Here is an 18,166-nt window from a genome sequence, read left to right as displayed (position 1 = left end):
TTTTTGTTTTTAAATGATTAAATTTAAATTAATCAGTTTTCGGCTTGGCTTTTGCAGTTTCCAAGGCAATAAGTAAGTTAACAAGCAATAAGCACTCATTGCTAGGCGATGGCAGAGAACAATTCCAAAGCTGTTAGAAAAATAACGAGTCGTTAGAAAATGTGTAGCTGTTAGAGATTTGGCAGATGTAAAAGTCTGTAGTGGTAAAAACTAGTTTGCACCGCTGAAGGTGCGCTGTGGCAACGACGTCCAGCCCTCTTCTCTCAATGCGTTTATAAAGCGCATTAGAGAACGGGACTGGGCGTTTTTTTATGCTCGGCATTTATATACGTATATATGGCGTTCAGGCTCGACCCGAGGAGGTGTTATGCGAGGGGCAAAAGCAGGGCAGCAGTCCACAACGACGCAGCAAGCCAAAACCACATGCCCCTACTGTGGCGTTGGCTGTGGCGTGACGGCAACCGTTGAAGCGGGCACGCTGAGCGCTGTCGAGGGCGATCGTGAGCATCCGGCTAACTACGGACGTCTGTGCGTCAAAGGTTCTGCGCTACATGAAACCTTGGGACAACAGGGGCGGTTGACGCACCCGCGTGTAGATGGGGTTGAGGTCTCCTGGGATACCGCCCTAAGCACCACTGCCGAACGCTTAAACATTCTGCGGGCCGAGTATGGCAACCACAGCGTGGCAGCGTATCTTTCCGGCCAGTTGTTAACTGAGGATTACTACGTCGCCAATAAGCTGTTTAAAGGCTTTTTGGGCACGCCTCATTTAGATACTAACTCGCGGTTGTGTATGGCCTCGGCGGTGGTTGGTTACAAGCGCGCCTTCGGCGCCGATGCAGTGCCGTGTAACTACGAAGATTTGGAAGAGGCGGAACTGATCGTGCTGGTGGGTTCCAACTTGGCTTGGAATCATCCGGTGCTCTATCAGCGGATTAAGGTTGCTAAAGAGCGCAATCCGCTGATGCGTTTGGTGGTGATCGACCCACGAGTCACTGATAGCTGTGAAATAGCCGATCTCTATCTGGGGATTAAGCCAGGCAGCGATGCTTACCTGTTTAACGGCCTGCTGGCGTGGATGGCGCAGCGTCGCAAGCTCGATACCCTCTATCTTGAGCGCCACACCGAAGGGTTTGACGATGCCCTGGCGGCGGCTCAGCAAACCGCGGGCTCGGTAGCGGAGGTAGCGGCGGCTTGTGATGTCGACCCCGAGCGCCTGGAAACCTTCTACTACTGGTTCGCCAGCCAGTTGCATGTGGTCACGCTTTACTCCCAGGGCGTCAACCAGTCTTCAAGCGGCACCGATAAGTGCAACGCAATTATTAACTGCCACTTGGCCGGCGGCAAAATCGGCTTGCCGGGGGCAGGGCCATTCTCGATTACTGGCCAGCCCAACGCCATGGGGGGGCGCGAAGTGGGCGGGCTTGCCAACCAGCTAGCCGCGCATATGGATTATCACACCCCAGGCGCCCTCGATCTGGTCAGCCGCTTCTGGGCTACCGACAGCCTTACACCGATCCTGCCGGAAGGGCCAGGTTATAAAGCAGTGGAGCTGTTTGAGGCCATTGAGCGTGGCGAAATAAAAGCGCTGTGGGTGATGGCCACCAATCCCGCCACTAGCCTTCCCGATGCTGTGCGGGTTCGTGCTGCGCTGGAAAAGTGCCCGCTGGTGATTGTTTCCGAGTGCGCTGCCCATACTGACCTGCTGCCTTATGCCGATATCGTGCTGCCTGCCTCGGGGTGGTCGGAAAAAGATGGCACCGTGACTAACTCCGAGCGGCGCATTTCTCGCCAGCGGGGCATGCTGCCGCCACCAGGTGAGGCCCGCCATGACTGGTGGATAATCTGCGAGGTGGCCAAACGCCTGGGGTTTACCGAGGCGTTTAACTATACGCACCCTTGGGAGATTTTCGACGAGCACGCCAAGCTCTCTGGGTTTGAAAACGGTTCGGTGCCTGATAGCCCACAGCGGTTGTTTGATATCTCAGGCTTAATAGGGCTGGGCCGGGAGGGTTACGACGCTTTAGCACCCATTCAATGGCCGGTCACGAAAGCCGCACCCCATGGTACGGCACGGCTGTTTGAGGATGGCGAATTTGCCACTGCCAATGGTCGCGCCAAGTTGCTGGCGATTCATCCCCAAGGGCCTGAAAAGGCGCTGAGCGCCACTTATCCGCTGCGTCTGAACACTGGCCGGATTCGTGATCAGTGGCACACCATGACCCGCACCGCTCGTTCACCTCGGTTAATGAATCACCGTGCCGAACCCTTTATGGATGTGCATCCAGAGGATGCCCGCACTGCCGGTGTTATGGATCAAGGGCTGGCGGTGTTAACCGCCGTGAAAGGCGAATTTCGCGCTCGGGTGCGGGTCTCCAATGCCCAGCGCCGTGGTGAGGTCTTCGTACCCATCCATTGGACTGACTGTTTCACCCAGCAGGCCAGAAGCAGCGTGCTGATCGACAGCATTACCGATCCGCTCTCTGGGCAGCCGGAATCGAAGCATGGCGCCGTAGCGCTGGCGCCGCTTGCTACTGATTGGCAGGCCACCCTATTGGTTGCCGAAGGGGCAGCGCAATCAACACCTTGGTGCACCAGTGCCTACTGGACACGTATTCCCATGCGCGGCTGCCAGCGCTGGCAGCTTGCCAACACGCAGTCGGTTAATGACTGGCTAGCGCAGCTGAAAACGTGGCTGCCCGGCGACGTATCGGTCGTCAGCCAAGACCCCACTAACGGACGTCTGCGCGCCGCCTGCGTGGAAAATGGTCAGTTGCGCTGGTGGCTGATGGTCGGCCCGCCCAATGAGTTGCCAGGGTTAGCGTGGCTGGAAGCGCGCTTTAACGAAGCGGCACTAAGCGATACCCACCGCCGCCGACTGTTAGCTGGCTGCGACGACGGCGCCGCGGATACCGGCTCGGTGGTGTGCAGCTGCCACCAAGTAGGCCAAACCACTATCGTCAACGCTATCCGTGAGGGCGACATCAGCATAGAAGCGTTGGGCGCCAGGCTTGCCTGCGGCACCCAGTGCGGTAGCTGTATTCCCGAATTGAAATCACTTATTGAAGAGGAGCGGCCCAATGCCCGCACTAAGCAACCCCTTGCTACAGAAGTGGTTTAATGCCTTTATGCGGTTGTCGCACCGCGCGCTAACGCCGTGGGTTCAGCAGGCTGCAGACATACGTTTGCCACTGCGTGGCGAGTGCCGCGCCGGGCAGGTTTACTTGGTCGGCGCGGGTAGCGGCGATGCAGAGCTGTTAACCCTCAAGGCTGCACGCTTACTTATGCAGGCGGACGCCGTGGTATATGACCGCTTGGTAGGTGATGACGTGCTGGCGCTGATTCCTAGCGACAGCGAGCGCTACTACGTTGGCAAAGCCCGTGGCCATCACAGCGTACCGCAAGCTGAGATCGGCGAGCTGATGGTAAAACTTGCCCAGGAAGGTAAATCGGTGGTGCGTCTGAAGGGCGGAGACCCGGCGGTGTTTGCGCGAATGGGCGAAGAGCTGGATGCCCTGGCTGCGGCCGAGATCCCCGCTGCCATTGTGCCAGGGATTACCGCGGCCTCTGCCGCCGCGGCCTGCATGGGTATTCCGCTCACTGATCGTGGCCATGCGCAGCAGCTGCGCTTTGTGACTGCCCAGCTATGCCGCGAAGACGGCACCCCAGATTGGTCGTCGCTGGCACGCAAGGATGAAACCCTGGTGTTTTATATGGGCCTTTCAAAAGTAAGTGCGATTTGCCACGGCCTGCGCCAAGCGGGCCTGCCGGATGAGTGGCCGATCATGCTGGTGGCTAATGCCAGTCAGCCCGAGCAGCAGTCGCTGGTGGGCTCGCTTGCGGATATGCCCGAGAGGCTCGCCGCCACACCCTTGCCATCCCCCTGCTTGATTGTGGTGGGCAGCGTCGTGCAAAGAGTCGCCACGACGCCCGCTGCCCTAGCCACCAATTTCTGCTCTGCACAGCAAACTACGCCTTAACGGCAGGGTTTGCTGTGCTTGTTTGACTCTTCTGACCCTTACAATCAGCTACCAAGGAAAAGCTCTCAATGTCCTACTTATTGCCTGCCGAATTTGCTACCAAGATGGTCGATGCTGGCGAAGCCAAGCTGCATATGTCTACCCGTGATGCGCTGATTCGCGCCTTTATGGCGGGGGCTATATTGGCCATCGCGGCGGTGTTTGCGGTGACCGTAGCAGTGCAAACCGGCTACCCGATTATCGGCGCCATCCTGTTTCCGGTGGGCTTCTCGATACTCTATCTAATGGGCTTTGATCTGTTGACCGGGGTATTTGTGTTAACGCCGCTGGCGTGGCTGGATAAACGGCCTGGGGTGACGATTAATCGTATTCTCAAGCACTGGGGCATTGTGTTTATCGGTAATTTTGGTGGCGCATTAACGGTCGCCTTTCTAATGACGATTGTGTTTACCTACGGCTTTAGCACCGAACCTAGCGAAGTAGGGCGGGTCATTGGTGAAGTAGGTGAAGGGCGCACGGTGGGTTACAAAGAGTATGGCGCTGGCGGCATGGCGACTATTTTTATTCGCGGCATATTGTGCAACTGGATGGTGTCGCTTGGGGTAGTGGGGGCGATGATCTCAACTACGGTGAGCGGTAAGGTAATTGCCATGTGGATGCCGATTATGCTGTTCTTCGGTATGGGCTTTGAGCACTCGGTGGTCAACATGTTTCTGTTTCCATCTGGGCTGATGATGGGCGGTAACTTCTCGATTATGGATTACCTGATCTGGAACGAAATTCCGGTAGTGCTGGGTAACTTGATCGGTGGTTTGGCGTTAACAGGGCTCACGCTCTACACCACTCACGTGCGTACCGCGCCGCAAAAAGCCCTATGATCTGATAGGCAGTAGTTTGTCATTAACCAAGCCTTCGCTCCGGCGGAGGCTTTTTTTAGGGGAAGCATAATGGCAGCGCTGACCATTTCGCTCGGCCAGCACTCTGATAAAGGGCGCAAGCCCAGCAATCAGGATTTTTATGGCGCTTATCTACCCAGCGAACCCTTGCGCGCCACCAAAGGTATTGCGATCGCGTTGGCGGATGGGATTAGCAGCAGTGAGGTAAGCCGCGAGGCGAGCGAAGCGGCAGTGGGCGGGTTTTTAACAGACTACTACGCCACCCCAGCTACCTGGGCGGTTAAGACCTCCGCCCAGCGGGTGCTGCAGGCCACCAATGCATGGCTTTATGCCCAAACCCGGCAAAGCCAGTATCGCTACAACCTGGATCGTGGCTATGTGTGTACCCTCAGCGCGATGGTGATTAAATCCACCACTGCGCACCTGTTTCACGTCGGCGATAGCCGAATCTATCAGCTCGCTGGTAATACGTTGGAGCCACTGACCGAGGATCACCGCTTCTGGGCATCCCGGGAAGTCAGCCATTTAAGCCGCGCCATGGGGGCCAGCCAGCACCTGGAGCTGGATTATTGCGCCGTATCGCTGAACGTGGGCGATTTGTTTGTACTCACTACCGACGGTGTTTATGAGTGGCTAAGCAGCGCCGAAATGGCCGCGCTGATTCACGCCCATTGGGGCGATCTTGATGCGGCGGCTGAGGCGCTAATCGTGGCTGCAATCGACAAAGGCAGCGACGATAATCTCACCGTGCAAATTGTGCGTATTGATTCGCTGCCTGAGCGCCACGCTAATGAGCTCTACGCGGCTCTGAGTACACTGCCGTCACCGTCTGAACTGCGCGCAGGAAGCGAGCTGGACGGCTACCGCATTGTGCGTCAACTGCACGCCAGTAGTCGCAGCCATGTCTACCTGGCGGAAGATGTCGCCAGTGGCGAGAAGGTGGCACTAAAAACCCTCTCAACCGAGCTAAGCCAAGATCCCGCGAGTATCGAGCGGTTTGTGCGCGAAGAGTGGATTGCACGGCGCATCGACAATCAGCACGTGCTTAAAGCCCCCATCCAAGAGCGCCCTCGCCACTACCTTTACACCGTGCTGGCATATATTGAAGGGCAAACTTTGACCCAGTGGATAAGTGACCACCCCAACGCCGAATTAGCCAGTGTTCGTCCTATCGTCGAGCAGATCGCCAAGGGGCTACGCGCCTTTCATCGTCTGGAAATGCTGCATCAGGATTTACGCCCCGATAACGTCATGATCGATAGCCACGGAACGGTGAAGCTGATTGATTTTGGCGCTGCCAAGGTGGCGGGTCTTGCTGAAGAGGTCAATGCGGTTAGTGATGATATTCTAGGTACCGCCCAGTACACCGCGCCGGAGTATTTTCTGGGGGAAGGCGGCACGCCCCGTTCTGATCAGTACTCACTGGCAGTGATTACCTATCAGATGCTAACCGGCACGCTGCCCTATGGCACCGAGGTGGCCAAAACTCGCACCCGGGCGGCGCAACATAAGCTTGCTTACCAATCGGCGCTAAGCGAAAATCGTCAGTTACCCGCTTGGGTGGATGAAGTGCTCAAAAAAGCCTTGCATCCTAACCCTCACTACCGTTACCTGGCGCTTTCGGAGTTTGTCTTTGAGCTTCACTCGCCAAGCCCAGGAATGCTCAATCGCGCTAAACAGCCTCTACTGGAGCGCGATCCAGTGCTTTTTTGGAAAGGCGTCTCGTTGGCGTTGGCTATAGTCGTGATTGCACTGCTCGTCGTTAAGTGAGGCTGAGAGCGTGAATCATTACTCATCACTGAGAGGAGCGTCCACATGCGCGCGCTAAGCAAACAACTGACCCGGAAATGGCTTGAGGCCTTTATGCGCCTCAGTCAGCGGGTGTTAGCGCCCTTTGGTCGCGAGTCAGCCGAGCGCTTACGCCTACCGCTAAGCGGTGAGTGCCGTTCTGGAACGGTGTACTTAGTCGGTGCAGGAAGCGGCGATATGGAGCTGCTTACCCTGAAAGCGGCGCGACTGTTAATGCAGGCTGATGCGGTGGTCTATGACCGTTTAGTGGGTGACGATGTGCTGGGGCTGATACCGCCAGGTACTGAACGCTATTACGTGGGGAAAGCAAGCGGGCATCACAGCGTGCCTCAGGATGAGATAGGTGCATTGATCGTCTCGCTTGCTCAGGCGGGTAAGTCGGTTGTACGTTTGAAAGGTGGCGACCCCGGTGTATTTGGGCGTATGGGCGAAGAGCTGGGGGCGCTAGCGAATGCCTCGATATCTGCTGAAATAGTGCCAGGTATTACTGCTGCCTCGGCGGCCGCTGCGGGGATGGGGATTCCACTAACAGATCGTGGCCATGCCCAGCAGCTGCGCTTTATTACGGCGCAACTGTGCCGAGAAGGCGGTACGCCGGACTGGGCAACCCTTGCCCGTCAAGATGAAACCCTAGTGTTCTATATGGGGCTTTCCAAAGTAGACGCTATCTGCCACGGCCTTCGCCAAGCGGGCCTGCCGGATACGTGGCCCATTATGTTGGTAGCAAACGCTAGCCAGCCTGAACAGCAATCCTTAGTGGGCACGTTGGCGGACATGCCCGCGCGACTCGCTGCTCAACCGTTACCCTCACCGTGCCTGATTATGGTGGGCAGCGTGGTGAGCATGGTGGCGGAAAGTCCTGCCGCGAGCACGTTAACCACCTGTGGTGATTAAGCATCGGCATAAGCATTTTGGGAACTTGGCCGATCTGATTGGGTCATACAAGCGGCAGAAACCAATAGGACGGCGGCCACAGTAGGGGCAAGACAAACTACTGCGTTGCCAGATAAGTGTTTGTTAATGTCTATTTTTTTAAAGACTATGTTTCAAAGAATGTTTTTTCAAAGACTGAGGAGTACACCGTGAAAAAAGGCAAGATACGCGATAACGCACTGAAAGCGCAACTGCGAACGCCTATGTTCAAAATGCAGCAGCAAACACCGAAGAAAGGTAAGGGTAGTTACTCTCGTAAAGGTAAAAGTGACGGGCGAGGGTATCGCCAAGCCGCTTGAGTAGGCGTTTTGGCGATGCCTTCCCCAGGCATCTTATTGCTCGGCCTTTTTACCGAGCAACTCTCATCAGCTTCGCCGACCTCTTAAGGTCGGCTTTTTTATTTACTCCCATTGAACTGCATTGCGACGCAAAATGTCGCAAAAGCCGGTCACCGGTTCACTATAAAACGTATCTTTTCGAGTCAATAACCCAAACGGCGAAAGCGTTCGTCCAAGGGTTAGTGGCAGCATCTCAATGAGCCCTATATTGAGATGATCTCTGAGAACGGATTCAGCCATTACTAATAGTGCATCGCTTTTTTGGACTAGCTGTAAGGCAGCAAAGATTGAAGCGCATTCGATGATATCGCGTGGCGACATTAACCCTTCCATTTCTAGCTCTTTCTCTAGCGCTTGGCGTGCTGGCGTGGTTATCGGTTGAAGTATCCAGGGCCAGTGCTCCAGTAGCTGCTCAAGGGGGGGCAAATGTTCATCAGTTAATGGGTGACCACGGCGTACCACAGTAACCATGTTTTCGTTACCCAATGGCTCAAAATCGAATTGATTATGCTGTATGGAGGTCGCATAGCGGGCGATTGCTATATCCACTTTTCCTTGTTCGAGTAGCGCCACTAATTGATCACTAGTTTCACCCATCAAACGAATTTGTAGCATGGGGCGCAGGCGTTTCATCTCGATGATCGCTTGAGCCACTAGGTCGGGTGCGGCCCCCATAATGGCGCCAACGGTCAACTGGCCACGCCCACCAAGCTGGTAGCGGTGAACCTCTTCGGCGCATCTATCCAAACGGGTTAATGCATTATCAGCAAATTCCACCAGCATTTCGCCCACTTTGGTCGGGCGCATTCCCTTTGCCATGCGCTCGAATAACTGGCACGCAAACACCCGCTCAATTTCACTCAACATACGTGTCGCGGCAGGCTGTGACATATGCATGACCACGGCAGTCTGGTGTAGGTTACCGACTTTGCCCAGCGTCGAGAGCATAAGAAGGTGCTTATAACGCAGTCTTGCTACCAGTGCTTGAAAGCTATCCATTCTCATCTCACTTTTAAATCGATACCCAAACGGTATGGTGTTTACGCTTAATTTGGCTGTGCGACATTAGTCTAGTTATTCGGTTTCCTGTTATTAAAAGGCCTAGCGTAATCTGGCGTCATTACTGGCTTAGCGCTCTTCGATAACTTAAAGGTATCGAGTCGAACCAGATAATCATTAGCTACCTTGCCCGCTTTTACTTACAACTTCCTCAAGAAGATGACGTAAACAAGCATAACGAGGAGTGTTTATGAGCGAACCCACCATCAAACAGGTGCGCGCCTACACCGTCCGGGGTGGCGGTGCTGACTACCATGACCAAGCCGAAGGTCACTGGATCGATTCCCAAATCGCCACGCCCATGAGCAAGTACCCAGAGTACCGCATGACACGTCGAAGCTTCGGGCTCAATGTTCTGGGCACCTTGGTGGTTGAGGTAGAGGCAAGCGATGGAACCGTAGGGTTTGCTGTAACCACCGGTGGCGAAATTGGTGCCTGGATTGTCGAAAAGCATCTTGCCCGCTTCATTGAGGGTAAACAGGTAACTGAAATCGAAAAAATTTGGGATCAGATGTTTAACGCCACGCTCTATTACGGCCGTAAAGGGGTGGTGATTAATACAATTTCCTGCGTTGATCTGGCGCTTTGGGATCTGCTTGGTAAGGTGCGGCAACTGCCGGTGCATCAGCTATTAGGCGGCCCGGTTCGCGATGAACTGGTGTTTTACGCCACCGGCGCACGTCCTGATCTCGCCAAGAAAATGGGCTTTATTGGCGGCAAAATGCCCCTCGTGCATGGGCCAGCTGAAGGCGACGAAGGGCTACAGAAAAACCTCGAGCACCTGGCGAAGATGCGTAGCGCTGTCGGCGATGACTTCTGGCTGATGTATGACTGCTGGATGAGCCTGGATGTTAATTACGCCACTCGGCTAGCTCAGGGAGCTAAGGCGTACGACCTGAAATGGATCGAAGAGGCGCTTCCGCCCGATGACTATTGGGGCTACGCGCAGCTCAAACGCGATGTCCCCAAAGGCATGCTGGTGAATACCGGTGAGCACGAGGCCACCCGTTGGGGCTTCCGTATGCTTCTGGAAATGGAGTGCTGCGACGTTATCCAACCGGATGTGGGTTGGTGCGGTGGTATCACCGAGCTGATCAAGATTTCAGCGCTGGCTGATGCGCATAACAAGCTGGTTGTACCCCATGGCTCATCGGTCTACAGCTACCACTTTGTTATTACACGCCATAACAGTCCGTTCGCTGAGTTCTTGATGATGGCGCCAAAGGCCGATGAAGTGGTGCCCATGTTTAATCCGCTGCTGCTGGATGAGCCTGTGCCTGAAAATGGTCGTATGGCGGCTTCCAAGCTCGACAAACCAGGGTTTGGCGTTCGCCTTAATCCGGATTGCGAGCTTTCTAGGCCTTACCAACATTAACATTATGGCCTGATAAGCATTGTTCCCGCTAAAAAGTAGGGAACTTAAAACAAGTAATATCAGAGGAAACTACAATGAAAATGAATAACACCTCACGTCTTTCAATCTCTAAATTGACCATGATTGGTGCCGCAGGGCTGCTCTTCATGATGCCCTTTGGCACTGCCTATGCTGAAACGAAAATTCGTTTCGCACACCATATTTCGACTGATTCTGAGCAGCATTTAGCGGCTGAAAGATTTCGCGATCTGGCAGCTGAATACAGTGACGGTGAAGTCCGGGTGGAGATCTTTCCCGCCGGACAAATGGGAGGGCAACGAGAAATTATTGAGTCTGTTGAGCTTGGCGTACTGGAGATGGGGTATGGCGAATCGGGCCTCTATGCCAACTATGTACCCGAATTTGGTCTGCTGACGCTACCTTATCTTTATCGAGACGTTGATCATTGGGAAAGCGTGGTAGCAGGTGAAATAGGCGGCCAATTGATCGAGCAATTGGTTACCACTTCCGGGATCAGACCGCTTAACTGGATTCTGGCAGGCTATCGAGATACGTATTTGGCCGAAGGACAAATTAATACCCCCGAAGATTTCAATAACTTGAAGATTCGCGTACCGGAGTCCCCCGTGTTTGTGGGCACCTTCTCCGCACTGCAAGCTCAGCCGACGCCTGTACCCATGCCGGAGGTCTACACCGCGTTACAAGCAGGTGTCGTCGATGCCATGGAAGGCACCCCGGAAGTTGGTTACACCTTCCGCATATTTGAGGTTGCGGAGTCACTGTCCAAAACACGCCATATTCTTTTCGATGGCAGTTTTGCCATCAACGAGTCCTTTTACAACAACCTGTCTGATAGCGACCGCGAGGCAGTCAACCGGGCCGCCCGGGAAGCGGCTGAAATACAGCGCAGCGAGTGGTTTGAGCGTGAGCAGTCCTGGTTTAGCCGGCTAGAAGAAGAGGGAATCGCTATTAATGAGGTGGATCCCGTGCCTTTCCAAGAAGCATTGGCAGGCTTCCGCGAAGAGTTTGCTGCCAATATTGGCGCCGTAGAACTACTTGAGTCCATTGGGCAGCAGTGACTCTAAAAAGGAGCTCGCAAATGCGTCGTTATCTGGATGCTGCATTTGCCACCCTTGGCGCCATGACCGTCGCCATCTTTGCGGCGATCATGGCGTTGATTTTCATACAGGTCATCAACCGGTTTCTCCTGGGGTTGCCACTTTTTTGGACAGAAGAAGTGGTGAGGATGCTGCTGGTTTGGTTGGTACTTATGGGAACCCCTGTGGTGGTTTACAAATGCGATGAAATAAAGGTGGAGCTGTTTCGGTTTAACAACGACCGCTTTGAAAAGGTGAGGCGTTTCGCAGTGGCAGCTATCTCAATTGTTTTTTGTGCCGTTTTAGCCTACTGGGGGTACCTATTCACACTACGCGCTTTGGGCACCATGCAACCCTCGTTGGGTATTTCTAGAGCTTGGCTGTATGCACCCATCCCCATTGGGGGCGTGCTGACGATTCTTGCTTTCATTGTTCGTCGTGATGAAGTTAAAAAAGCATCAGACGTAGAGGAGCTACTATGATCGTTGCCTTAATGTTTGGGTTATTTACAGTTCTTCTCGCTCTCGGCGTGCCCATCGCCTTCGCCATGGGGCTTAGTGCCGTTACCGTCCTGGTCATTGATGGCGGGGTACCGCTTCTAGTGTTACCTCAACGCTTTTTCAGCTCTTTGGATAGTTTCCCCTTGCTGGCCATCCCGCTCTACATCTTTGCCGGGAATCTAATGAACTACGGTGGTATCACCTCGTCAATCGTCGGTTTTTCCCGTTCTTTAGTGGGCCATATACGGGGCGGATTAGGCCAGGTGAATATCATGACGAGCGTGCTGTTCTCGGGTATCTCCGGTTCGGCTTCGGCAGATGTGGCTGCGGTCGGAGGGATGATGATTCCTGCGATGAAAAAGGAGGGCTACAAGCCAGAGTGGGCGGTAGTGATTACCGCCGCTTCAGCAATCTTGGGGCCCATTATTCCGCCTAGCCTACTAATGGTGATCTATGGGGCTATGACGGGACTTTCCATTGGCACGCTGTTTTTGGCCGGTATCGTTCCAGGCCTGTTTCTCGCCATGATCATGATGGCACTGGTTTACTGGAAAGCTGATGAGATCGGCGCGCCTCGTCACCGTAGAGCCAGCTTAGGCGAAACCGGCAAGGTGTTTTTGAAAGCAGCACCCGCGATGGTGATGCCGGTGATCATTGTAGGCGGTATCCAGAGCGGTTTATTCACGCCTACCGAGGCAGGCATTGTGGCCGTTGCCTATGGGCTCGGGTTTGGCCTGCTTTCTCATCGCCTGAATGTCAGAAATACCTACCGCTTCGCACTTCAGTCTGTCGTCACCTCCGCCAGTATTCTGATCATTCTCGGCAGTGCCGCTTTGTTCAGTTGGATTATTGCTCGAGAGGGCGTGCCCGCAACATTAGCTACTTGGCTTTCTAGTATGACCAGCGAGCCTGCCATCGTACTGCTGCTTATCGTGCTGGTACTGATCCTGGTTGGCATGTTTATCGAAACAATTTCAGCGCTAATCTTGATGGTGCCAATACTGACGCCGATTGCCCAAATGTTCGGATTTGACATGATCCATTTTTCAGTCGTGGTCATTATTGCTCTGCTTTTAGGTTCGCTGACGCCACCTGTGGCTTTAATCGTTCTATTGGGGTGCAAGATCGCTGAGGTTGATTACATGAAGACAATGCGCCCTCTCGTGCCTTTCTTCATGGTTCTCGTTATTGGGTTGCTATGCATCATGTATTTACCCTTCTTAACACTTGGCTTACCTGGCCTGCTTGGGGCTTTTGACTAGTACCACTGGAGTGTAACGATGATGGAAATGCACGTTAATACATTTAAAAGCGCACTGGCTAAAAGTGACCCCATGTGGGGTTGCTGGGCTGGTTTTGCGACTGGTTATGCCGCTGAAATAGTGGCGAGCACTGGTTTTGATTGGTTACTGATTGATGGTGAGCATGCCCCCAATACGGTGGTGACTATTTTGGCTCAACTACAGGCAGTGGCGCCCTATTCAGCGGCGCCGGTGGTACGCAGCGTTAACCAGGACGCTGCGTTGATCAAACAACTACTCGACATTGGCGTTCAGACACTGATGGTGCCCATGGTGGAAAGCGGTGATCAAGCTACGGCCCTGGTACGTGCTACCCGCTATCCACCCCAGGGTATACGCGGCGTCGGCGGCGGCTTGGTACGTGCAACCCGCTGGGATAGGGTGGATGACTACCTGAATCAGGCCCATGAGTCGCTCTGCCTAATCGTGCAGATTGAATCACCTAAGGGCGTTGAGCAGGCAGAAGCGATTGCGACAACTGATGGCGTTGATGCGGTCTTTATTGGCCCGGCAGACCTTTCGGTGGGAATGGGGTATCCAGGCAATCCGGGGCACCCAGACGTTCAAAAAGCCATTGAGACGGTTGTTAAAACGGTGAAGGCGGCAGGTAAGCCGGTGGGTATTCTGGCGCCGCTTGAAGATGACGCACGTCGTTATCAGGCGTTGGGCTGCCAGTTTATTGCGGTAGGGATCGATATTAGCCTTCTTCGCCAGGGGGCGCTGGCAACGGTTGCCCGCTACAAGGGGCAAGCCGCAAGCCAGTCTTCCAGCACTTATTAGCGAAGCGTTTCTTAATTCAGTACTTGTCAACTCAGTACTTATCAGTTGAGCACTTACCAACAGATGGTCTCTGCGGGGCCAATATAACGACAATAGGAGAATGAAGATGACACAGCCGACCACCTACCAAAACTATATCAACGGCGCATTTGAAGCGGCTCAGCAGCACCTGGAAGTATTTAACCCCGCCAATCAGGCATTACTATCACGTGTTCCCGCCTCCAATGCTGATGATGTCGAGCGAGCGTTAGATGCAGCGCGTGCAGCACAAAAGAGCTGGGCAGCGATGCCTGCCGTTGAGCGTGCTGCATTTCTACACCGTTTAGCCAATAAACTGCGTGATAACGTTGCCCATTTGGCACGTACCATTACGGAAGAACAGGGAAAAATCAGTGGGTTGGCGGAAGTGGAAGTTAACTTTACCGCCGACTATTTGGATTATATGGCCGAGTGGGGGCGCCGCATTGAAGGCGAAATCATTCAAAGCGATCGCCCTAAGGAGAACATTTTCCTTTTCCGTAAGCCACTTGGGGTGGTAGCGGGCATTTTGCCTTGGAATTTCCCGTTTTTCTTGATCGCACGCAAGATGGCGCCGGCATTAGTCACGGGCAATACCATCGTAATTAAGCCCAGCGAAGAAACACCCAATAACTGTTTTGAGTTCGCCCGTCTGCTAGATGAAGTGGGGTTGCCAAAAGGTGTATTCAACGTGGTGAGCGGCACGGGCGCTGAAGCGGGTAACGCCCTTACCGCTAGCCAGCAGGTCGATATGATTAGCTTTACGGGCAGCGTGGAAACGGGATCACGCATCATGGCCAATGCTGCTAACAACATCACTAAGCTCAATCTGGAGTTAGGTGGTAAAGCACCGGCTATTGTGCTGGATGATGCGGATCTCGACCTGGCGGTGAATGCGATTCGCAGCTCACGGATTATCAATACCGGCCAGGTATGTAATTGCGCCGAACGCGTTTACGTTCAGCGTGGCGTTGCAGATGAGTTTATTGCGCGTATTGCTAAAGCGATGGAATCCACCCGCTATGGTGATCCGCTAGTGGATAGCGATGTTGAGATGGGGCCCATGATCAACCGAGCGGGCCTGGATAAAGTGGCCCAAATGGTAGAAACCGCTCGTGGGAATGGGGCTGAATTGATTACCGGCGGGAATGTCGCGGATCTGGGGGCAGGATTCCACTATCAGCCTACGGTGCTGGCAGGCTGTCGCCAAGACATGGCCATTATGCGCCAGGAGATTTTTGGCCCGGTTCTGCCCATTCAAATCATCGATAACCTTGATGAAGCTATAGCACTGGCCAATGACTGTGAATATGGCCTTACCTCATCGATTTATACCCGGAGCCTTAATAACGCCATGCAGGCCTGTCGTGAGCTTGATTTTGGCGAGACCTATATCAACCGAGAGAACTTTGAAGCAATGCAAGGCTTCCACGCTGGAGTTCGTAAGTCAGGTATCGGCGGTGCGGATGGTAAGCACGGTCTTTATGAATATACCCATAGCCATGTGGTGTATCTGGAGGCTTGATACACAACGCTAACAACAATATGAGGTACTCGCTATGAGTAATGCAAATTACTCAGCCCCATCGGCAGCAACGCCTGCTGTTGGGGGGGAGTATGAGCGTACGCCGGTGCCAGAAAAGGCCCGGCTTGGCTTCAAAAGTTTTATCGGTATGTATGCAGGTGAACACACTGCAGGTACAGAGTTGATGATTGGCCCGCTCTTTGTATTAGCAGGGGTCGCTGCTTTTGATGTAGTAATGGGACTTCCAGGATTCCTAGAATAACCATAGCACTTTGGATCACACAGTAGAGGAGGGAGGGGAAGCACCAGTACCTTCTCAACTTTACCAACCAAAGTGAAGCAGAGCATGGGATACCGACAGCTGACCCAAGCCCAACGATACCAACTTTCTACCTATCTTGAGACCGGCATCAGCCAGCGACAAATAGCCAAGGCGATTGGGGTTCCATTAGCAGGGAGATAAAGCGCAATGGCCTGAAGGCTGGCTATGTGCCCGAGGAAGCGCAATCGAGAAGTGATCAGCGCCGACGCAGTGCTTGGAAAGTCACGAAGCAACTGCCAAGCCTGATCCGCTGGGTGACTGATCAACTGGTGGATAAATGGAGCCCTCAGCAAATAAGTGGCTTCATGGCGAATACCAATGGGGTGCGGGTAAGCCATCAGTGGATCTATGCGTTAATCTGGGATGACAAGAAACACGGCGGCGCATTATGGAAGTGACTTCGACTACCACGCCAGCGGCGCTATCAGAGTCAGTTGGCCATTGGGCAAGATCCCAGAGTGGGCATTGAACAACGCCCCGCTGAAGTGGAAGAACGACGCTATATCGGTCACTGGTAAGGCGATACGGTACTCAAGGGCCACAAAGAATCTGGCCTAGTGACCCTTGTCGAAAGACGCAGCGGTTATCTCTTGGTGGCGCGCCTGCCGAAATCACGGCCACTGGGACGACCAAGGCGATGACACGGTTATTAGAATCACGCCGAGGCGCAGTGCAGACCATCACCTTGGATAACGGACTACCTACGGAACCCGCTCAATATGTACACAAAATCTCACTTCGTGCTCGGCATCGGAACACTTACTCACTACTCAGGCGCATACGTCGCAACCAGATCTAAAGGGTGCTCACCATAGTGTGCAAGGGTCCAAATGGCCCAACAGGACTTAACAAAGCATTTTGGAACGGTTGTGAGCGTTGAGCATTATCTACAGGGTCACTGGGCGCCCTAACGGCACAGATTTACGTCTCACAACCAAACTCATAATAGCCTCGATAATCACTACCTGTCTTTATTAAAGCATGCGCAACGCGGGCTAATTTAACAGCCACTGCCACACGGGCTTTCCGCTTGATATCAGGATCATCAGGGGTTGCCCGAATATAGCGCTCGTATTTCTGTCGAAATGTATTTTCCCGCTGTCTGATGGCGACCGTGGCTGCCAACCAGAAGGCGTACCGTAAACGTGCATTGCCTCGCTTTGATAAGCGGTAATGCCCTTGTTGTTTACCACTTTGACTTGCCGACAAGTTGAAGCCGCAAAAGCTAAGGTATTGGCGATAATGACAAAAACGCGTTAGGTCACCGCTTTCGGCAATAATAACTAACGCAATGACAGGACCAATACCAGGCAATGTCCGAAGTCGCTGGTAATCATCGCGGTGAGATATCAACTGGTCAGCGGCTTCTTCGATTTGCTGCCGTTGCTCGGTTAGCGTCAAATAACGTCTGATCTGCAATTTGAAGGTGGCAATTGCGGGGCTATTAAGCGGTACGGGTAACGCTATCGACTGCTCTGCCACTTCATACATCTCTTCTAAAAAGCGCTGTTTGGCCACCTTCCTCCCCACTACCTCCCAAGCACGTTGCACGAAGGTCGTTTTTTTATAGCGCGTGATACTTAGTGGAGTAGGGGATTTCAGCAAGAAGCGGCAAAACCATACGGCACGGGAGCTATTAAAAAAACGCTCCATTTCTGAAAAAAAGAGGGTGAGGTAATGATTAAATAAACTATGTTGACAGCGGGATCTAGCGAGTGAGATTTGATAATACGTATTCGCAAGCTCCTGAATATCTAGCATTTCATTCACTAACGGATCGTAAAATGGTTGCATCATGCCCTGCTGCATCAAGTACATGATAACCCGCGCGTCTTTCTTGTCGTTTTTATCCCAGCTTTTAAACAACATTTCACGCGCTCTGGCGCAGGCTAAAGACGACACCATATGGCACAAGGCACCTTGAGACCTTAACCAATAGGCAATATTACGATGAAAGTCAGCCGTTGGCTCAAAGGCCCCCAAAATATCTTCAGCAGGTGCTTCTGCTGCATTAATGAGGTTCTGATAACCCACTAACGTGTTAGGGAGCTTAAACGTTTTGGTACGACCTGACGGCCATAAAATGACAGCATCATGGGACGTTTTGGCAATGTCGATGGCGATCATCACTTTCACAGAGCTATTCTTTAAGTTGTCAGCCATGTGTACATCTCCTAAATCCACTGATTGGCATCAGAGATTTTGGTACAGATGGCTGGCTCCAACCTGCTTA

Annotated in this window: 15 protein-coding genes and 1 pseudogene; 14 read left to right on the top strand and 2 right to left on the bottom strand. The window is 53.3% G+C overall.

The window, feature by feature from the left end:
- The first annotated feature begins 367 nt into the window (after positions 1-367).
- The 6 genes from CEK60_RS10225 (at position 368) to arfA (ending at position 7,917) form a co-directional block, all read left to right on the top strand.
- A complete protein-coding gene (locus tag CEK60_RS10225; protein WP_089038927.1) occupies positions 368-3,121 on the top strand; it encodes a nitrate reductase in 2,754 nt (917 codons plus the stop codon).
- On the top strand, positions 3,081-3,980 hold the full coding sequence (gene cobA, locus CEK60_RS10220) for a uroporphyrinogen-III C-methyltransferase (RefSeq protein WP_089038926.1): 900 nt from the start codon (positions 3,081-3,083) through the stop codon (positions 3,978-3,980). The genes CEK60_RS10225 and cobA (CEK60_RS10220) overlap by 41 nt, the downstream gene beginning before the upstream one ends.
- A 68-nt stretch (positions 3,981-4,048) precedes the next feature.
- Positions 4,049-4,858, top strand: coding sequence for a formate/nitrite transporter family protein (locus tag CEK60_RS10215; protein ID WP_089038925.1), 810 nt, complete (start codon positions 4,049-4,051; stop codon positions 4,856-4,858).
- Positions 4,859-4,927: 69 nt separating this feature from the next.
- A complete protein-coding gene (locus CEK60_RS10210; protein ID WP_089038924.1) occupies positions 4,928-6,646 on the top strand; it encodes a bifunctional protein-serine/threonine kinase/phosphatase in 1,719 nt (572 codons plus the stop codon).
- 45 nt (positions 6,647-6,691) lie between these two features.
- Positions 6,692-7,579: a uroporphyrinogen-III C-methyltransferase gene (gene cobA / locus CEK60_RS10205; RefSeq protein ID WP_089038923.1), complete on the top strand. Its 888-nt coding sequence runs from the start codon at positions 6,692-6,694 to the stop codon at positions 7,577-7,579.
- Positions 7,580-7,767: 188 nt separating this feature from the next.
- Complete coding sequence (arfA, locus tag CEK60_RS10200) at positions 7,768-7,917, top strand: alternative ribosome rescue factor ArfA (protein WP_084183661.1); 150 nt, start codon at positions 7,768-7,770, stop codon at positions 7,915-7,917.
- A 102-nt stretch (positions 7,918-8,019) separates the two neighbouring features.
- Here the strand turns inward: arfA and CEK60_RS10195 are convergent, their stop codons facing one another.
- Positions 8,020-8,955, bottom strand: coding sequence for a LysR family transcriptional regulator (locus tag CEK60_RS10195; protein WP_232471498.1), 936 nt, complete (start codon positions 8,953-8,955; stop codon positions 8,020-8,022).
- A gap of 250 nt (positions 8,956-9,205) precedes the next feature.
- On the opposite strand from CEK60_RS10195, the gene rhmD reads away from it, so the two are divergent.
- From rhmD to CEK60_RS23030, 8 genes and pseudogenes are all read left to right on the top strand, one after another.
- Complete coding sequence (gene rhmD / locus CEK60_RS10190) at positions 9,206-10,390, top strand: L-rhamnonate dehydratase (RefSeq protein ID WP_089038921.1); 1,185 nt, start codon at positions 9,206-9,208, stop codon at positions 10,388-10,390.
- Between the two features lie 74 nt (positions 10,391-10,464).
- Positions 10,465-11,469 (top strand): TRAP transporter substrate-binding protein, encoded by a 1,005-nt coding sequence (locus CEK60_RS10185; protein ID WP_089038920.1) that lies wholly within the window; start codon positions 10,465-10,467, stop codon positions 11,467-11,469.
- Positions 11,470-11,489: 20 nt separating this feature from the next.
- The gene (locus CEK60_RS10180) at positions 11,490-11,969 is read left to right on the top strand and encodes a TRAP transporter small permease (protein ID WP_089038919.1); all 480 of its coding nucleotides are present in this window, start codon (positions 11,490-11,492) and stop codon (positions 11,967-11,969) included.
- Positions 11,966-13,249 carry a TRAP transporter large permease gene (locus CEK60_RS10175; RefSeq protein ID WP_089038918.1) on the top strand — a complete coding sequence of 428 codons (1,284 nt, stop codon included), beginning with the start codon at positions 11,966-11,968 and terminating at the stop codon, positions 13,247-13,249. Before CEK60_RS10180 ends, CEK60_RS10175 begins: the two co-directional genes overlap by 4 nt.
- Positions 13,250-13,270: 21 nt before the next feature.
- The gene (locus CEK60_RS10170) at positions 13,271-14,068 is read left to right on the top strand and encodes an HpcH/HpaI aldolase family protein (RefSeq protein ID WP_089040901.1); all 798 of its coding nucleotides are present in this window, start codon (positions 13,271-13,273) and stop codon (positions 14,066-14,068) included.
- 106 nt (positions 14,069-14,174) lie between these two features.
- Positions 14,175-15,611 (top strand): aldehyde dehydrogenase, encoded by a 1,437-nt coding sequence (aldA, locus tag CEK60_RS10165; RefSeq protein WP_089038917.1) that lies wholly within the window; start codon positions 14,175-14,177, stop codon positions 15,609-15,611.
- Positions 15,612-15,645: 34 nt separating this feature from the next.
- Positions 15,646-15,873 carry a hypothetical protein gene (locus tag CEK60_RS10160; protein WP_198361494.1) on the top strand — a complete coding sequence of 76 codons (228 nt, stop codon included), beginning with the start codon at positions 15,646-15,648 and terminating at the stop codon, positions 15,871-15,873.
- Between the two features lie 84 nt (positions 15,874-15,957).
- A pseudogene (locus CEK60_RS23030) lies at positions 15,958-16,630 on the top strand (IS30 family transposase); the annotation flags it as partial.
- Between the two features lie 224 nt (positions 16,631-16,854).
- Here CEK60_RS23030 and CEK60_RS10145 read toward each other — a convergent pair.
- Positions 16,855-18,096: an IS110 family transposase gene (locus CEK60_RS10145; protein ID WP_089038914.1), complete on the bottom strand. Its 1,242-nt coding sequence runs from the start codon at positions 18,094-18,096 to the stop codon at positions 16,855-16,857.
- Positions 18,097-18,166 lie beyond the last annotated feature (70 nt).

It is taken from the genome of Halomonas sp. N3-2A (assembly GCF_002216165.1).
In the GTDB taxonomy this organism is placed as follows: domain Bacteria; phylum Pseudomonadota; class Gammaproteobacteria; order Pseudomonadales; family Halomonadaceae; genus Vreelandella.
The sequence above is the reverse complement of the archived record's forward strand: the minus strand, read 5'-3'. Positions and strand labels throughout refer to the sequence as shown.